Genomic DNA, 16,491 nt, shown 5'->3' with positions numbered 1-16,491 from the left:
GCCGGCTTTGCCCCTGATTCGGTCCGTCCAAGCCGGGTGAGACGCCCAATTCGTCTCGGCGTGGCTCTCGGAGTGTGGTTATCGGACCCGTCACGAGAGGCTTTCACCGTTCCAGCGGTGCACCCCTTGCGGTCCCGTTGCTACGGTGGCTAAACAGTCGCCGGGGTGGCGTCAATGGCCTCGAAAACGTCTGGAAAATCAATTTATGTCTCATGGCCGGAAGATTGCGGTGATTGGCCTCGGTTATGTGGGCCTTCCGGTCGCTGCAGCCTTTGCGCGCGGGGGCTGCCCGGTCACCGGCTTTGACATCGACGCCGGCCGTGTCGCGGAGCTGCGCGACGGCTTCGATCGCACGCGCGAGGTCGAAAGCGCCGATCTCAAACGGCCGGGCTTGAGCTTCACCAGCGAGCCGAGCGACCTGCGTGGCGCGGACTTCTTCATTGTCACCGTGCCGACCCCGATCGATGAAGCCAGCCGGCCGGATCTGTCGGCGATGCTCGCGGCGACGCGCACGGTCGGCGCGGTGCTCAAGCGCGGCGACATCGTGGTCTATGAGTCAACCGTCTATCCCGGCGCAGTCGAGGAGGATTGCGTCCCGATCCTCGAAGGCGGCTCCGGCCTGAAAGCGGGCGTGGATTTCAATGTCGGCTACTCGCCCGAACGCATCAATCCCGGCGACAAGACGCATCGCTTCGAAACCATCACCAAGGTGGTCTCGGCGCAGAACGCCGCGACGCTCGACATCGTCGCCGGCGTCTATGGCTCGGTGGTCACGGCCGGCATCCATCGCGCGCCGTCGATCAAGGTGGCGGAAGCGGCCAAGGTGATCGAGAACACCCAGCGTGACCTCAACATCGCCTTCATGAACGAGCTGTCGCTGATCTTCCAGGCGCTCGAGATCGATACCGGTGATGTGCTGGCGGCCGCCGCCACCAAATGGAATTTCCTGCCGTTCTCACCGGGGCTGGTCGGCGGCCACTGTATCGGTGTCGATCCCTATTATCTCACCTATCGCGCCGAGAAGGCCGGCTATCATCCCGAAGTGATATTGGCCGGACGCCGCATCAACGATGAGATGGGACGGCGGATCGCGCGCGAATGCATCCGCGGGCTGTTACGTCGCAAGGGCCAGAGCGGCACGGTGACGATTCTCGGCATGACGTTCAAGGAGAACGTGCCCGACATCCGGAATTCGCGGGTCATCGATATCGTCAGGGAATTGCAGTCGTTCGGCGTCGACGTGCAGATCGCCGATCCGTTGGCCGATGAACGGACGGTCGAAGACGAATATGGCGTGGCGCTGACGGCGCTCGACAAGCTGCGCCCGGCCGATGCCGTGGTGCTGGCGGTGGCGCATGATGCTTATATTGGCGACGGTTGGGCGCTGGTGCAGCGGCTGTTGCGCGACGGCAGCGGGCTTGTCCTCGACGTCAAGATGAGGCTCGATCGTTCCGCCAAGCCGGCCGTGATCGAGCTGTGGCGGCCGTAAGGACTGTGGCCCTGACAATTCGATCAGTATCGCCGCGAGTTGTCTGGGCGAAGGCCAGATCGAAAGCCGCACGATAGTTAGACACTTGCCGGTGCTCTTCGGAACGGAGCACATGATGGAGCGACAATGGCAGACGACATCGTCCTTGTGACCGGAGTGGCCGGCTTCATCGGTTTCCACGTCGCGCAGCGCCTGCTCGCCGACGGCCGACGGGTTGTCGGCATCGATAACGTCAACAGCTACTACGATCCGCGCCTGAAGGAGGCGCGGCTCGAGATCCTCAGAACTCAGCGCGGATTCAGCTTCGTCAAGCTCGATCTGGCCGACCGCGCCGGGATCAAGGCGCTGTTCGCGCAGCATCGCTTCCCGGCCGTCATTCATCTCGCGGCGCAGGCAGGCGTTCGCTACTCGCTGGAAAATCCGCACGCTTATGTCGATGCCAATCTCGAGGGCTTCATCAATATCCTCGAGGGCTGCAGGCACCATGGCTGCGAACATCTCTTGTTCGCCTCGTCCTCATCGGTCTACGGCGCCAACACCAAGCTGCCGTTCTCCGTCAAGGACAACGTCGATCACCCGATCAGCCTGTATGCCGCGACCAAGAAGGCCAATGAGCTGATGGCGCATTCCTACAGCCATCTCTACGGGCTGCCGGCGACCGGCTTGCGCTTCTTCACGGTCTACGGTCCGTGGGGCCGGCCGGACATGGCGATGTTCATCTTCGCCAAGGCGATCCTGGCAGGGCAACCGGTCAGGCTGTTCAACCATGGCCGGATGCGGCGCGATTTCACCTATGTCGACGATGTGGTCCAGGCGATCGTCCGCCTGGTCGGCCGGCCGCCGAAAGGTAATCCGGACTGGGATGGGAACCGGCCCGATCCCGCAAGCTCCAGGGCGCCCTGGATGATTTACAATATCGGCAACAATCACCCCGAAGAGCTCACCCACGTGATATCACTCCTGGAAAAGGAGTTTGGACGGCCGGCGATCAAGGAGATGCTTCCGATGCAGCCGGGCGACGTCGAGGCGACCTACGCCGATGTGGCCGACCTCGAGCGCGACATCGGCTTCCGGCCTGCGACGCCGATCGAAGAGGGCATTGCCCGCTTCGCCAAATGGTATCGTGATTATCATCGGATCTGACGGGCAAATTTTCTGATAGGCAATTTCATGGCCAGGCGCATCATCCCTCTCATCATGTGCGGCGGTGCCGGCACGCGGCTTTGGCCGGCGTCGCGCGAGGTACGCCCCAAGCAGTTCCTGCCGCTGTTCGGCACGCGCTCGACCTTCCAGGAAACGCTGTTGCGGGTCTCGGATGCAGCTCTGTTCGAGCGGCCGATCATTATCACCAACGCTGCCTATCGTTTCATGGTGCTGGAGCAATTGGCCGAGATCGGTATCGAGGCCGACGTGTTGCTGGAGCCGATGCGCCGCGACTCCGGCCCGGCGATCGCGGCCGGCGCCGCATTCGCACGGGCGCGCGACAGCGAAGCGATCGTGCTGGCGCTCGCCGCCGATCACGTGGTGCGGGACACTGCGGCGTTTCTCGCGGCCTGTCGCGAGGGCCTGGCGGCGGCCGAGAGCGGCCGGATCGTCACCTTCGGTGTCACGCCCGAGCGCGCCGCCACCGAATATGGCTATATCTGCCCCGGCGAGATCGTGTCGGGCCAGGTGCGCGCGGTGAAGAAATTTGTCGAGAAGCCGGATCAGCCGACCGCCGAGCAGTACATCAGGGATGGCTATCTCTGGAACAGCGGCAACTTCATGTTTCGCGCCGCCTTGCTGCTCGACGAATACAGGAAGTTCGACGCTGCGAGCGTGCAGGCGGTCACGGACTCCGTCGCCAAGGCCGGGCACGACCTCGGCTTCATCATCCTCGATGCGGATGGGTTTGCTGCGGCCAAGCCGATTTCGATCGACTATGCCGTAATGGAGAAGACGGGGCGGGCCGCCGTCGTGCCCGTCTCCTGTGGCTGGTCCGATGTCGGCTCCTGGCACGCGGTTTGGGAGTTGTCGGAGAAGGACGCGCAGGGCAATGCCGCGCGCGGCAGCACGGTGTTCGAGGACTCCCGCAATTGCAACGTGGTGACCGACAAGGCGCTGGTGGCGCTCGAAGGGGTGGACGATCTCGTCGTGGTGGCCACCCAGGACGCCGTGCTGGTCTCGCGGCAGAAGGACGCCAACGGCTTGAAGCGGCTGGTGGCGAAGCTGAAGACCGTGGCGCCGGAGGTGACCGAGGCGCACATCAAGGTGCATCGTCCCTGGGGCAGCTATCAGTCGGTCGACAATGGCGAGCGTCACCAGGTCAAGCGCATCGTGGTCAAGCCCGGTCAGCGCCTGTCATTGCAGAAGCATTACCATCGCTCCGAACATTGGATCGTGGTGCGCGGGACCGCACGCGTGACCGTGAACGAAGCGGTGACGATGGTGCACGAGAACGAATCGATCTACATCCCGATGGGCGCGGTGCACCGGCTGGACAATCCCGGCAAGATCTTGCTCGAGCTGATCGAGGTCCAGACCGGCTCTTATCTCGGCGAGGATGATATCATCCGCATCGAGGATGACTACCGGCGCGAGTAGGGGCTTGGTTACCGCTCTCGAATCAGGCGCCGCGTGCTAGATTCGCCAGAAGATTCTGGCGGAGGGGCATCCTTGCAAAGCACGATTGGTTCGCGCGCATTCCAGAATGCGCGTCTGCAGAAGAAAAACCGCAAGCAGGCCGACGCGCTGCTGCCCACAGCCGTTGCGGCCTATCGTGCCGGCCGCCATGCCGAGGCCCAGGCGATCTGCAGGCAGGTACTGGAGCTGCTGCCGGATTATTTCCCGGCGCTCCACCTGCTCGGCATCTCCGCGCTCGATTGCGGTCGCCTCGATGTCGCCGAGCAGGCGTTGACGCAGGCCGTCGCGATCGAGCCGCGCCATGCCGAAGCGCTCATCAATCTCGGCCTCGTGTTCTTTAGCCAGAAGCGCTACGAGGAAGCGCGAAAAGTGCAGGAGCGGGCGACCGCGGTGAAGCCGATCTTCCCGGTGGCGTTCACCACGCTCGGCAACACGCTGATGAACATGCGGCTGTTCGATCAGGCGCTGGAGGCGCACCAGCGCGCGATCGCGGCCAAGCCCGAATATGCCGACGCCTATTGCAACCGTGGCATGACGCAGCTGCTGATGCAGCGGCACCAGGACGCCTATGAGAGCTTCAACCGTGCGCTGTCGCTCAACCCCAGGCACATGCAGGCGACGTTCGGCCTCGGCCTCGTCGCCGTCAATCTGCGCCACTGCGAGCAGGCGCTGACCTCCTTCAACGCCGCGCTGGCGCTGAGCCCCCGTAACGCGGCGATCCTGGCGCAGCGCGGCCGCCTGCACCTGCAGATGGGGCATTTCGATCAGGCCGAGGCCGACTTCGATGCCGCGCTGGCTGCCGACCCGATGCTCGAGGCCGCGCTGCTCGGCAAGGCTCATGTCAACGTCCTCAACGGCGACGTCGCCCCGGCCATGGCTGCTTGCAACAAGGTGTTGCAGCAGAACCCGTTATCGGAAGTGGCGCTGATCTGGCTCGGGGCCTGCCTCGCCGAGCAGGGCGACATCGCCGGTGCGATCCAGCTTTTCGATCGCGCGCTCGAGATCAAGCCTGACTTCGAGGAGGCGATCACCAAGAAGATCTTCGCGCTCGACTTCTTTCCCGGTTCCGACTTCGCCATGCATCAAGCGGTGCGGCGGGAGTGGTGGGAGCGGATCGGCGCGCGCGTCGCGCGCCGGCAGCTCGCCCCATCCAACCTGGATCCGGAGCGGCGGCTCATGATCGGCTATGTCTCCTCGGATTTTCGCAGCCATTCGGCGGCGCTGACCTTCCTGCCGGTACTGACCCATCAGGATCGCCAAGCCTTCAAGGTCGCTTGCTACTCCTGCTCGCCGCTCAAGGATCAGGTCACCGAGCAATGCCGCGCCGCGGCCGACATCTGGGTCGATGCCTCGCAGATGTCGGATGATGAACTCGCCGACCGCATCCAGGGCGATCAGGTCGACATCCTGGTCGATCTCTCGGGCCATTCGGGCGGCCACCGGCTGTCGCTGTTCGCGCGCAAGCCGGCGCCGATCCAGGTCACCGCCTGGGGCAATGCGACCGGGACGGGGCTGCCGACCATCGACTATTTCTTCGCCGATCCGGTGACGGTGCCGCAGAGCGCGCGTCCGTTGTTTGCGGAGGAGGTCTATGACCTGCCGGCCCTGATCACCACCGATCCGGTGGCTGATGCGCAGCCGACGCCGCTGCCGATGCTGCGCAACGGCTATGTGACCTTCGGCGTGTTCAACCGGATCGACAAGATCTCGGATCAGGTGCTGGTGGTGTGGTCGGAACTGATGCGCCAGATGCCGGAGGCGCGGATCGTGATCAAGAACGGCGCGCTCGATCAGGCCTTGCTGCGCGACGGGCTGATCGCGCGCTTCGTGGCCCATGGCATCGCCGAGAGTCGTATCACCTGTCTCGGCGCCTCGATCCGTCATGAGCATATTGCCGCCTTCGCCGATGTCGATATCTCGCTCGATCCGTTCCCGCAGAATGGCGGCGTGAGCACCTGGGAGTCGCTGCAGGCGGGCGTGCCTGTCGTCGCCAAGCTCGGTTCGAGCTCGGCCTCGCGCGCGGCGGCTGCGATCGTGACGGCGGTGGGCTTGAGCGATTGGGTGGCCGAGGACGATGCGGGCTACATCGCGATCGCGCGCCGTCACGCGGCCGACCCCGCCGCGCTCGCGCAGCTGCGGGCCACGCTGCCGCAACAGGTCCTCAGTTCGGCCGCCGGCAATGTCGAGCTCTACACGCGCAAAGTCGAGGAGGGCTATCGCACCTTCTGGCGCCGCTTCTGCGCGGCCGGCACCTGAGCTGCTACGGGCCGTTGGCGGCGCAGCTTGCGGCTGCGGGCTGGCCGCGCGAATCAGGCATGTGTGTTAGGTTTTCGCAATCGCACCTCGGTGGAGACGATCCTTGGCAGGCAGTGTCGGTTCGCGCGCCTTTCAGAACGCGCGCCTTCAGAAGAAGCATCGCAAGCAAGCCGACGCGCTGCTGGCGACGGCCGCAGCGGCCTATCGTCAGGGCCGCCATGCCGACACCCAGGCGCTCTGCCGGGACATTCTTGCCTTGCTGCCGGATCATGTCGAGGCACTCCAACTGCTCGGCAGGTCCGCACTGGACACCGGACGCTTTGCCGATGCTGAAGCGGCGCTGACGCGCGCGGTCGCGATCGAGCCGCGAGACGTGGATGCGCAGGCCAACCTCGGCGGCGCACTGTTCAACCTCGGCCGTTTCGAGGAGGCCCGCAAGTACCAGGAGCGCGCGGTCGCGCTGAAGCCGACCTTCGCAGCCGCGATCACCGCGCTCGGCAACACGCTGTGGCGGCTGTCCGAGTTCGAGCAGGCGATCGCGGCGCACGACCGGGCGATCGCCCTGAAGCCCGATTATGCCGACGCCTATTGCAATCGCGGCGTGGTGCAGCTGCTGCTCGACCGCAACGCGGAGGCGGATCAGAGCTTCGATCGCGCGCTGTCCTTCGATCCCCGTCACATGCAGGCGCTGTTCGGCAAGGGGCTCGTCGGCCTTAACCTCCGCCGTTTCGATGCGGCGCTCGCCGCCTTCAACGCCGCGCTCGCGGTCAAGCCGGATGCGGCTGTGGTCATGGCCCAGCGCGGCCGCCTCCATCTGCAGGCCGGCAGGCTGGATCAGGCGGCCGCCGATTTCGATGCGGCGCTCGCGCGCGATCCGCGCCTCGAGCCCGCCTTGCTCGGCAAGGCGCATATCGGCGTGCTCAAGCACAACGTCGCGCCGGCCATGGAAGCCTGCCGCAAGGTGCTGGAGCAGAATCCGGTATCCGAAGCCGCCTGGATGTGGCTCGGCGCCTGCTTTGCCCAGCAGGGCGACATCGCCACCGCGCTCCAGCACTTCGACCGGGCGATCGAGATCAAGCCGGATTATAGCGATGCGCTCATCGCCAAGATCTTCACGCTCGATTTCCTGCCTGAGGCCGATTTCGCCATTCAGCAGGCCACGCGCCGCGAATGGTGGCAGCGGATCGGGGCCAGGATTCCGCGTTTCGACCTGTCGCCGCGGCAGCGCGATCCGGACCGGCGGATCGTCGTCGGCTACGTGTCGTCGGATTTTCGCAACCACTCCGCGGCGTTCGCCTTCCTGCCGGTGCTCCGCCATCACGACCACAGCCTGTTCCAGGTGAACTGCTACTCCTGCTTTGCGCAGCAGGACAGCGTGACCGCCCTGTGCCGGTCGGCCGCCGATGTCTGGGTCGAAGCCTCGCAAATGTCCGACGACGAACTGGCGGCGCGCATCGACGCCGATCAGGTCGATATCCTGGTCGATCTGTCCGGCCATTCGGTCGGCAACCGCCTCGCAGTGTTCGCCCGCAAGCCGGCGCCCGTTCAGGTCTCGGGCTGGGGCAACGGCACGGGCACGGGCCTGCCGACCATCGACTACTTCTTCGGCGATCCCGTCACGATGCCGCAATCGGTGCGTCCGCTGTTTGCCGAGCAGATCTATGATCTCCCCTCCGTGATCACGACAGAGCCGTTGCCGGGACTGGCACCGAGCCCGCTGCCGATGCTGCGCAACGGCTATGTGACCTTCGGCGTGTTCAACCGGATCGACAAGCTCTCCGACCCGGCGCTGGCCCTCTGGGCGCGGTTGCTGCAGGAGCTGCCGGACTCGAGAATCGTGATCAAGAACGCCGCGCTCGACGACGCCTTCCTCCGCGACGGGCTCATCGGGCGTTTCGCTGCCCACGGCGTGGCGCCGGAGCGGATCACCTGCCTCGGCGCCTCGGCGCGCGACCAGCATCTGGCGGAGTTTGCCAAGATCGACATCTCGCTCGATCCGTTCCCGCAGAACGGCGGCGTCAGCACCTGGGAATCGTTGCAGGCCGGTGTGCCCGTGATCGCCAAGCTCGGGATGAGCGCGGCCTCCCGTGCCGCCGGCGCCATCGTCACGGCGGTCGGCCTCGATGATTGGGTCGCCGAGGATGATGCGGGCTACATCGCGATCGCGCGGCGTTTCGCGGTCGATCCCGCCGCACTCGCGGCGGTGCGCGCTGAACTCCCGCAGCGGGTTGGGGCCTCCGCCGCCGGCAATGTCGAGATCTACACGCGCAAGGTGGAAGAGGGCTATCGCAGCTTCTGGCGGCGCTATTGCGCCGAGAACTGCCGATGACGACCCGCATCCGCCGCGTTCCCCGCGTCAGCTGTTGACCTCTTTGGAGATCATGCTTGGCCAGCAATGTCGGTTCGCGCGCCTTCCAGAATGCGCGGCTCAATAAGAAGAACCGCAAGCAGGCCGACGCACTGCTGCCCCAGGCGGTCGCGGCCTATCGCGCCGGGCGGCACGCCGAGGCGCAGGCGGTCTGTGCCCAGGCGCTGGCGCTGGTGCCCGATCATTTCGATGCGCTGCATCTGCTCGGCGTCTCGGCGCTGGAAAGCGGCCAGCCTGATCTCGCGGAGCAGGCGCTGACCCAGGCGATCGCGGCCGAGCCGCGCCACGCCGAGGCGCTGGCCAATCTTGGACTCGCTCTGTTCGGCCGCAAGCGCTACCAGGAAGCGCGGGCCGTGCAGGAGCGCGCCATCGCGGCCAGGCCCAATTTCGCGGCCGCACTGACCGGGCTCGGCAACACGCTGATGAAGATGGGCCTGCTGGAAGAGGCGTTGCAGGCGCATGATCGCGCGCTCGCGGCCAGGCCGAACTACGCGGACGCCTATTGCAATCGCGGCATGACAGAACTCCTGCTCAACCGCAATGTCGAAGCCATCGAGAGCTTCGACCGCGCGCTCGCCCTCAATCCGCGGCAGGCCGCGGCTCTGTTCGGCAAGGGGCTCGTCAGCATCAACCTGCGCCATTACGACGCCGCGCTGGCCGCCTTCGATGCCGCGCTCGCGCTCAAGCCAGCTGTCGCTCTGGTGCTGGCACATCGCGGCCGCCTGCATCAGCAGGTCGGACGGCTCGATCCGGCGGCGGCGGATTACGACGCTGCGCTGGCGATCGAGCCGCTGCAGGAGGTGGCGCTGCTCGGGCGGGCCCAGATCCATGTGATGAAGGACAATGTCGCCCCCGCCATGGAGGCGCTGCGCAAGGTGCTGGAGCAGAACCCGGTCTCCGAGGCCGCCTGGACCTGGCTCGGCGAGTGTTTTGCCAAACAGGGTGACATCGCCACATCGCTGCGGCATTTCGAGCGGGCCCTCGAGATCAAGCCGGACTACGGCGATGCGATCACCGCAAAGATCTTCGCGCTGGATTTCATGCCCGACAGCGACTTCGCCCAGCACCAGGCGGTGAGACGCGAATGGTGGCGGCGGATCGGCAGCCACATTCAGCAGCGGCCTCGGCCGCTGCGTGATCTGGATCCGGAACGGCGCCTCACCATCGGCTATGTCTCCTCTGACTTCAGGGCGCATTCGGCCGCGCTGACCTTTCTGCCCGTGCTGCGGAATCATGACCGGCAACAATTCCGGCTCGCCTGTTATTCGTGCTCGCCGACACAGGACGGCATGACGGCGCAGTGCAGATCCCTGGCCGATATCTGGGTCGACGCCTGGCAGATGTCGGACGAAGAGCTTGCCGCGCGCATCGAGGCCGACCAGGTCGATATCCTGGTCGATCTGTCCGGTCATTCAGCGGGCAACCGCCTCACCGTGTTTGCGCGCAAGCCGGCGCCGGTTCAGGTCACGGCCTGGGGCAGCGGGACCGGGACGGGCCTGCCGACCATCGACTACTTCTTCGCCGATCCGGTCACCGTGCCGGCGGAGGTGCGCCATCTGTTCGCCGAGCAGGTCCATGATCTGCCTGCCGTCATCACCACCGAGCCGCTGCAGGGCCTGCAGCCGACACCGCTGCCGATGCTGCGCAACGGCTACGTGACCTTCGGCGTGTTCAACCGGATCGACAAGATCTCCGATCCGGCTCTGGCGGTGTGGTCGAAGCTTATGCAGGAGCTGCCGGACTCCAGGATCGTCATCAAGCACGGTGCGCTCGAGGATTCCTTCCTGCGCGACGGCCTGGTCAGCCGCTTCGTGGCCCACGGGGTCGCCGCGGAGCGCGTCACCTGTCTCGGTCTTTCCTCGCGCGATCAGCACCTTGCGCAGTTCGCCAATATCGACATCTCGCTCGATCCATTCCCGCAGAATGGCGGCGTCAGCACCTGGGAATCGCTGCAGGCGGGCGTGCCTGTCGTCGCAAAGCTCGGCAACAGCTCGGCCTCGCGCGCCGCGGCCGGCATCGTCACCGCGGTGGGCCTTGGTGACTGGGTGGGGGCCGATGACGACGGTTACATCGCGACCGCGCTCAACTTCGCAGCCCAGCCGGAGGCCTTGGCCAAGCTGCGCGCCGAATTGCCGCAGATGGTGGCAGGCTCGCCAGCCGGCGATGGTGCGCTCTACACGCGCAAGGTCGAGCAAGGCTACCGCGCCTTCTGGCGTCGGTACTGTGCCGTGGCTTCGGGCTGATCGCGCACCATCATGAGAAGGGGCGCAATGACCAAGAAGCTCAAGCCCATTGCAGCCATGTTTGCGGATGTCATGCTGCCCGGTTAGTCATTCAATCTCTCAAACAACAACCTTTGTAGTTGTATGAACTTTAGGAGACGCGCGAGTTGCATCGACCACGAGTGCATAGCACTCAGGACTGGGACCTCTTCGACCAAGCTCGATCGGCTGGGACCTATGTTCGATCCCGTCTCATAAGGACTGAGGCCATTGCCGTGCACTGTGGAAGACGCGGAGAATCTGAATCGTGTCGTCGACCAGCCGATACGGCACGATGTACGGCGTTCGCGGAATCACGAGCTCACGGGTTCCTGGAACGCGCCCGGGCCGTCCCATTTCAGGGCGACTTGGCAGCAATGTCTCGATGTTCCGGATAATATGAAGCGCGACCCGTCGTGCTGCGGTCGGATTGTCCTGCGCGATGTAAGCCCGCAAAGCGACGAGGTCGGCAATCGCCTCGGGCGACCAGACGGGGGTCACGAACCCTTGGGGGAGCTTTTCGAGCCGTTCTTGGACGTGCGCTCGGGAGCAGGCTTCTCGCCCGCGCTCCCCCAGGAGGCAACCCAATCCCTGACCTCGTCGTGCGGGATCGCCTCGCCGCGATCGAGCGACGCAATGGCGCGCTTGATGCCGCTCACCTGCGATTCATTGAGGTCGAGATATTCGTTGATCGCTTCGGCGGCGAGAACCGCACGACTACGACCCGTGCTCTTGGCCAAACGTTCCAGCCGTTCGTTCACGCTGGTATCGACACGCAGGGTCAAGGTGGTCGATCTCATGGAATGATCCATCTGCAATGGACGTGTGAGCAATATAAGCTTGGCGTGAGCGGCGCGCAATTGGAGAGGACGGGACTTCGCGACGTCATTGGAGCAAGCCGGCGTGCTCGCGGCCTCGACGCCACGCCCCACCCGACGGGCAGTCCCAGCATCCCCCTCATGTCCAAACTGCCCGTCGTGCCAGTTTGCCGCACGCCTCTAGCGTTGCCATGTCGGGCAAATCACCACGATGATCTCGCTCATCCCGCGGCGATGAAGAGGGGCGTTTCGGCCGATCGTCACGAGGCGTTAGCGGCGGGGAGCGGTGGACGCATCAGGCTTGGGGTCTGCGCTTGCAGGCCGACGAACAAGCGCGATGCGGACGGTCAAGTCGCGTCGTCCAGATACCCCGACGCTGGTGTCCCGCGCATGAGGCTTTGCCTCGCGCGGCGGTGGCCAAAAAGCCCGTGCACCGGGGAGATCGCGAAGCAGCCGTTAAAACCATCGCGCAGGGGAGGCCGGGTCGTCCGGCTGAACCCGTGGTACCTGCCGCCTGCATTTTTTTAGCAGGCGGGCCACGGACCTCAGCCGAGGTCCGGCCTTCCCTGCGCCCTCTCGTTTTTCGAGGGCACGCGATCTGTACAACTCGGGCGCCTCATGCGTCGCGGGAACGTAGTCTATTGTTTGGAAAAATCGTTCAGCAAATTCGGTGTCGTCCCGGGCTTGACCCAGGCGCAAGGCCGGGACGACAGCGCAGTGGGTGTCGGCAGACCTCATGCTTCAGACCTCACGCCTCAATCGGTGTTGAGATGGTGCTGAACTTAGAGCCTGGCCGCACCGACGATGCGGCCATCCGGCGCCTCCACGATCACCGCGGCATCTTCGCCCTCGGGCAATTGCTCGGTGAGACGCAGCGGCGTCCCCTGCCAGTCGCCGAGGGGATGAACCGAGCGCACCACGTTGAGCTCCTCGAAGGTGCGGCCGTCGTTCTCGCCGCGGCGGATGGCCGTCTTGTGGTAGTGATCGAAGCCGACCAGCAGCACACGGCCGCGGCCGTCGCCATGGCCGATCTCGATCTGCAGCTTGCCGGAGTTGCGGCTGAGACGCACGTCTGTCGCGGTCTGGTTCGCAGCCTTGGCGCGATCGATCGCCGCACCGACTTCGCTCCGGCGAGAGCCGACGTGACCCGAGACGCCGTCGACGACGATCTCCGGCGTGTAGGAGCCGTCGCCGAAGCGGTTGCCATAGCGCGCCTGGCGGTCGGTGGCAGCTTCCAGGGAGAACGGGTCTTTCCAGCCGAGCCGGTCCCAATAGGTGACGTGGAACGCGAGCGGCAGCACGTCGTGGCGCTCGCGCGCGAGGTCGTTGAGGTAGGCGTTGGCCGGCGGGCAGGACGAGCAGCCCTGCGAGGTGAAGAGCTCGACCACGACCGGCCGGTCGGCCGCTTCTGCGGCAAGCGGCGCAAGGCCGAAAGCGAGGGCGAACAGAACGGACGCGCGCGACAGCATGGGATGCTCCTGAGTGAAATCTCACTGCAGTCGTTTCGCGCAAGCGGCCGAGGCGTTACGCTGACGCGCGCACACGGTTTCGTGAGCCGTGGTGCCGCGGACGCGCGCCCGCGTTCAGAGATCGATCGCGGCGATCGCGTCGTAGACGCGCCCGATCTCGGCCTCGGTGCTGCAATAGGGCGGCATCAGGTAGATCGTGTTCCCGAGCGGGCGGACCAGAAGGTCGCGCGCGAGGAAGTGGCGGTAGAGGCGGGGGCCGATATCGGCGAGATAGCCGGCGTCGGGCACGACCAGATCGAGCGCGGCGATGGTGCCGAGCTGGCGGATATTCGCAAACCGCCTGTCGTCGCGGAAGCGATCGAGCGCCCCGGCATGGACAGCAGCGAGCGCCGCGATCCGCTGCATCACCGGCTCGCGCTGCCACGTCTGCACGTTCGCGAGCGCAGCGGCACAGGCGATCGGATTGGCGGTGTAGGAGGACGAGTGGAAGAACGTCTTGCGCCGGTCCTCGTCGTAATGAGCTGCAAAGATCGGATCGCTGCACAACGTGACCGCGAGCGGCATCACGCCGCCGGTCAGTCCCTTGGACGTGCAGGCGATGTCGGGGGCGATTCCGGCCTGCTCGCAGGCAAACAGCGTTCCGGTGCGTCCCCAGCCCGTCATCACCTCGTCGGCGATCAGGAGCACGCCATGACGCCGGCAGATGCGCGCCATCTCGGCAAGCACGGCCGGTGCGTAGATCAGCATGCCGCCGGCGCCGAGGATCAGCGGCTCGACGATGAGCGCTGCGACGGCGTGGTCGCGGCAGGCCGCTTCGAGCGCGTCCAGCGTCTGCTGCTCGCGGCCATCATGCGGAAAGGGCAGGCGGCCGACATCGAACAGCAGCGGTTCGTAAGGCGCGTTGAAGACGCCGCGTTCGCCCACCGACATGCCGCCGATGGTGTCGCCGTGATAGGCGCCTTCGAGCGCCAGGATGCGGCGGCGGCTCTCGCCCGAATGCAGCCAGAAGCCGAGCGCCATCTTCAGCGCGACCTCGACCGCGGTCGAGCCGCTGTCGGAGTAGAACACATGCGTCAGCGCCGGTGCCGTGATCGCGACCAGCTCGCGGGCGAGCGCTTCCGCCGGAGGATGCGTGAAGCCGGCGAAGATCACCTGGTCGAGCCGCTCGGTCTCGGCTCTGATCGCGGCCATGATCGGCGGATAGCGATGGCCATGCGTCACCACCCACCAGGACGAGATCGCATCGAAGATGCGGCGTCCGTCTTCAGCCTCCAGCCACGCGCCTTCGGTGCGGACGATGGTCGGGATCTCGCCCTGCACCGCGTGCTGGGTGAAAGGGTGCCAGACCGGTGAAGCTGATCTCATGCGACATGCTCCAGCATGCTGCCGACATCGACATGTGCGGCGAAGGCGGTGCGCAATGTCTCGGTGGTGAGATGCGGCAGATGGGGCAGACGGCCGAGATGCCGGGTGCGGCCCATCGCGACGATGGTCTGCTCGGAATCCGCGTTCTCGTCGCCGATGAAGGCGACGCCAATCAGGCCGATGTTGCGGGCGCGGATGGCCTCGATCGACAGCAGCGTATGATTGATGGTGCCGAGCGTGGTGCGGGCGCACAGCACCAAAGGCGCGCGCCAGTGGGCGAACAGATCGATGTAAGTGAGTTCGCGCGTCAGCGGCACCATCAGGCCGCCGGCGCCTTCGATCACGAGAGGCGCGGGCGCTGCCGGCGGCTCCAGCCGGTCGGGATCGATGGTGACGCCGTCGATCTCAGCGGCGAGACGCGGCGAAGCCGGTGTGAGCAGCCGGTAGCGCTCGGGCAGGATCCGTTCCGCGGCAAGTCCGGACAGGCGGCGGACGGTATCGGAATCGGTTTCACCGTCGAGGCCCGATTGCACCGGCTTCCAGTAATAGCCATGAAGCGCACCGGCGAGGCCGGCCGAGAATACGGTCTTGCCGATGCCGGTATCGGTGCCGGTGACGATGAGGCACTGCGTCAAGACCGCTGCCTCAAGGCTTGCGCCGTCGCGTCGAACAGCTCGGAGATCACATCCTCGCTGAGATTGGCCGTGAGCGCGATGCGCAGCCTTGCGGTGCCCTCGGGCACGGTCGGCGGTCGGATTGCACGGATGTCGAAGCCCTGCGCCTGCAGCGCCGCTGCGACTGCTACGGCCGTGTCGTCCGGGCCGATGATGATCGGCAGGATGTGGGACGGCGATGCGTCGAGGCCGCAGTGTGCTTTCAGCTCGCGCGCCGCATGGACTACGAGCTGCGCCAGTCGCTCTCGGCGATCCGGCTGCTCGCGCGACAGCGCCAGCGCGGCACGCGTGACGGCAGCGATCAGTGGCGAAGGTGCGGTCGCGAAGATGAAGGGCCGGGCGCGGTTCACCAGGAAGTCGCGCACGATTCGAGGCGCGAGCACGAAGCCGCCGGAGGTGCCGAGCGCCTTGCCACAGGTGTGGAGCGTTATGACATTGTCCCGGCCCTCGAGCCGTGCGGCGAGACCGCGTCCGTCCGGACCGAGCACGCCGGTCGCATGCGCCTCGTCGATGACGAGGGTCGCATCGTGACGGTCGGCGACAGCCATGAAATCGGCGAGATCGGGACTGTCGCCGTCCATGCTGTAGACGCTTTCGACCGCGATCCATGGCCGTCCCCGGCCGCCAGCCTTGCGCCACTGCGTGAGCCTCGCATCGAAGGCGCTCGCATCATTATGCGGGACGCTCTCATGTGCCGCGCGGCAATGGCGCAGGCCCTCGTGCACGCTGGCATGCACCAGCGCATCGTACAGCACGATGTCGCCGCGCTGGGGGAGCGTCGAGAAGAGCGCATGGTTGGCGGTGTAGCCGGCACCGAAATAGAGCGCGGTCTCCGCCCCGAAATGGCGTGCGGCCTCGGCCTCCAGCGCCTCATGCTCGGCATGATTGCCGCGCAGGAGCCGGGACCCGCCGGCGCCGACCGGCACGCCGCGCGCGATCGCCTCGGTCGCGGCCCGCTGCAGCTCCTCGGATTCGGCGAGGCCGAGATAATCGTTCGAGGTGAAGTCGATGCCTGCGCGGGCGCGGAGCTGACGGAACCGGCCCCGCTCATTCAATTCGCCGAGCTGGGTCTCAAACTCAGGGTAAGGCATCAATCGTCTCAAGCTGCAGTCTGCTCTCAGCTGCAGTCGGTTGCGCGGCTTGATGGCCCGCCACCGCCATCATTGCAA

The 16,491-nt window shown here is 65.8% G+C and carries 12 protein-coding genes; 6 read left to right on the top strand and 6 right to left on the bottom strand.

Translation table 11 applies throughout. The features are described 5' to 3' along the window. The first annotated feature begins 205 nt into the window (after positions 1–205). From QX034_RS03040 to QX034_RS03015, 6 genes are all read left to right on the top strand, one after another. Positions 206–1,489, top strand: a complete 1,284-nt coding sequence (locus tag QX034_RS03040; protein WP_315729584.1) for a nucleotide sugar dehydrogenase — start codon at positions 206–208, stop codon at positions 1,487–1,489. A 126-nt stretch (positions 1,490–1,615) separates the two neighbouring features. Next, the gene (locus QX034_RS03035; protein WP_315704384.1) at positions 1,616–2,632 is read left to right on the top strand and encodes an NAD-dependent epimerase; all 1,017 of its coding nucleotides are present in this window, start codon (positions 1,616–1,618) and stop codon (positions 2,630–2,632) included. A 27-nt stretch (positions 2,633–2,659) separates the two neighbouring features. Next, positions 2,660–4,072 (top strand): mannose-1-phosphate guanylyltransferase/mannose-6-phosphate isomerase, encoded by a 1,413-nt coding sequence (locus tag QX034_RS03030; protein WP_315729583.1) that lies wholly within the window; start codon positions 2,660–2,662, stop codon positions 4,070–4,072. A gap of 72 nt (positions 4,073–4,144) precedes the next feature. Further along, entirely contained in the window at positions 4,145–6,367 is a 2,223-nt protein-coding gene (locus QX034_RS03025; protein ID WP_315741890.1) for a tetratricopeptide repeat protein, read from the top strand. Between the two features lie 103 nt (positions 6,368–6,470). Next, positions 6,471–8,696 carry a tetratricopeptide repeat protein gene (locus tag QX034_RS03020; RefSeq protein ID WP_315741889.1) on the top strand — a complete coding sequence of 742 codons (2,226 nt, stop codon included), beginning with the start codon at positions 6,471–6,473 and terminating at the stop codon, positions 8,694–8,696. Positions 8,697–8,752: 56 nt separating this feature from the next. Beyond that, the gene (locus QX034_RS03015; RefSeq protein WP_315704380.1) at positions 8,753–10,978 is read left to right on the top strand and encodes a tetratricopeptide repeat protein; all 2,226 of its coding nucleotides are present in this window, start codon (positions 8,753–8,755) and stop codon (positions 10,976–10,978) included. A gap of 231 nt (positions 10,979–11,209) precedes the next feature. Here the strand turns inward: QX034_RS03015 and QX034_RS03010 are convergent, their stop codons facing one another. From QX034_RS03010 to QX034_RS02985, 6 genes are all read right to left on the bottom strand, one after another. After that, positions 11,210–11,497, bottom strand: a complete 288-nt coding sequence (locus QX034_RS03010) for a type II toxin-antitoxin system RelE/ParE family toxin (RefSeq protein WP_315704379.1) — start codon at positions 11,495–11,497, stop codon at positions 11,210–11,212. Next, positions 11,494–11,796: a CopG family ribbon-helix-helix protein gene (locus tag QX034_RS03005; RefSeq protein WP_315704378.1), complete on the bottom strand. Its 303-nt coding sequence runs from the start codon at positions 11,794–11,796 to the stop codon at positions 11,494–11,496. Before QX034_RS03005 ends, QX034_RS03010 begins: the two co-directional genes overlap by 4 nt. A gap of 800 nt (positions 11,797–12,596) precedes the next feature. After that, complete coding sequence (locus QX034_RS03000; protein ID WP_315741888.1) at positions 12,597–13,283, bottom strand: DUF1223 domain-containing protein; 687 nt, start codon at positions 13,281–13,283, stop codon at positions 12,597–12,599. Between the two features lie 114 nt (positions 13,284–13,397). Next, positions 13,398–14,648 (bottom strand): adenosylmethionine--8-amino-7-oxononanoate transaminase, encoded by a 1,251-nt coding sequence (locus QX034_RS02995; protein ID WP_315741887.1) that lies wholly within the window; start codon positions 14,646–14,648, stop codon positions 13,398–13,400. Continuing rightward, positions 14,645–15,283, bottom strand: a complete 639-nt coding sequence (gene bioD / locus QX034_RS02990) for a dethiobiotin synthase (RefSeq protein WP_316194989.1) — start codon at positions 15,281–15,283, stop codon at positions 14,645–14,647. The genes QX034_RS02995 and bioD overlap by 4 nt, the downstream gene beginning before the upstream one ends. Beyond that, the gene (locus QX034_RS02985; RefSeq protein WP_315704374.1) at positions 15,280–16,413 is read right to left on the bottom strand and encodes an 8-amino-7-oxononanoate synthase; all 1,134 of its coding nucleotides are present in this window, start codon (positions 16,411–16,413) and stop codon (positions 15,280–15,282) included. The genes bioD and QX034_RS02985 overlap by 4 nt, the downstream gene beginning before the upstream one ends. Positions 16,414–16,491: the final 78 nt, after the last annotated feature.

The organism is Bradyrhizobium sp. SZCCHNR3119 (assembly GCF_032487775.1).
Classification (GTDB): domain Bacteria; phylum Pseudomonadota; class Alphaproteobacteria; order Rhizobiales; family Xanthobacteraceae; genus Bradyrhizobium.
This window is presented reverse-complemented; position numbering and strand designations above follow the sequence as displayed.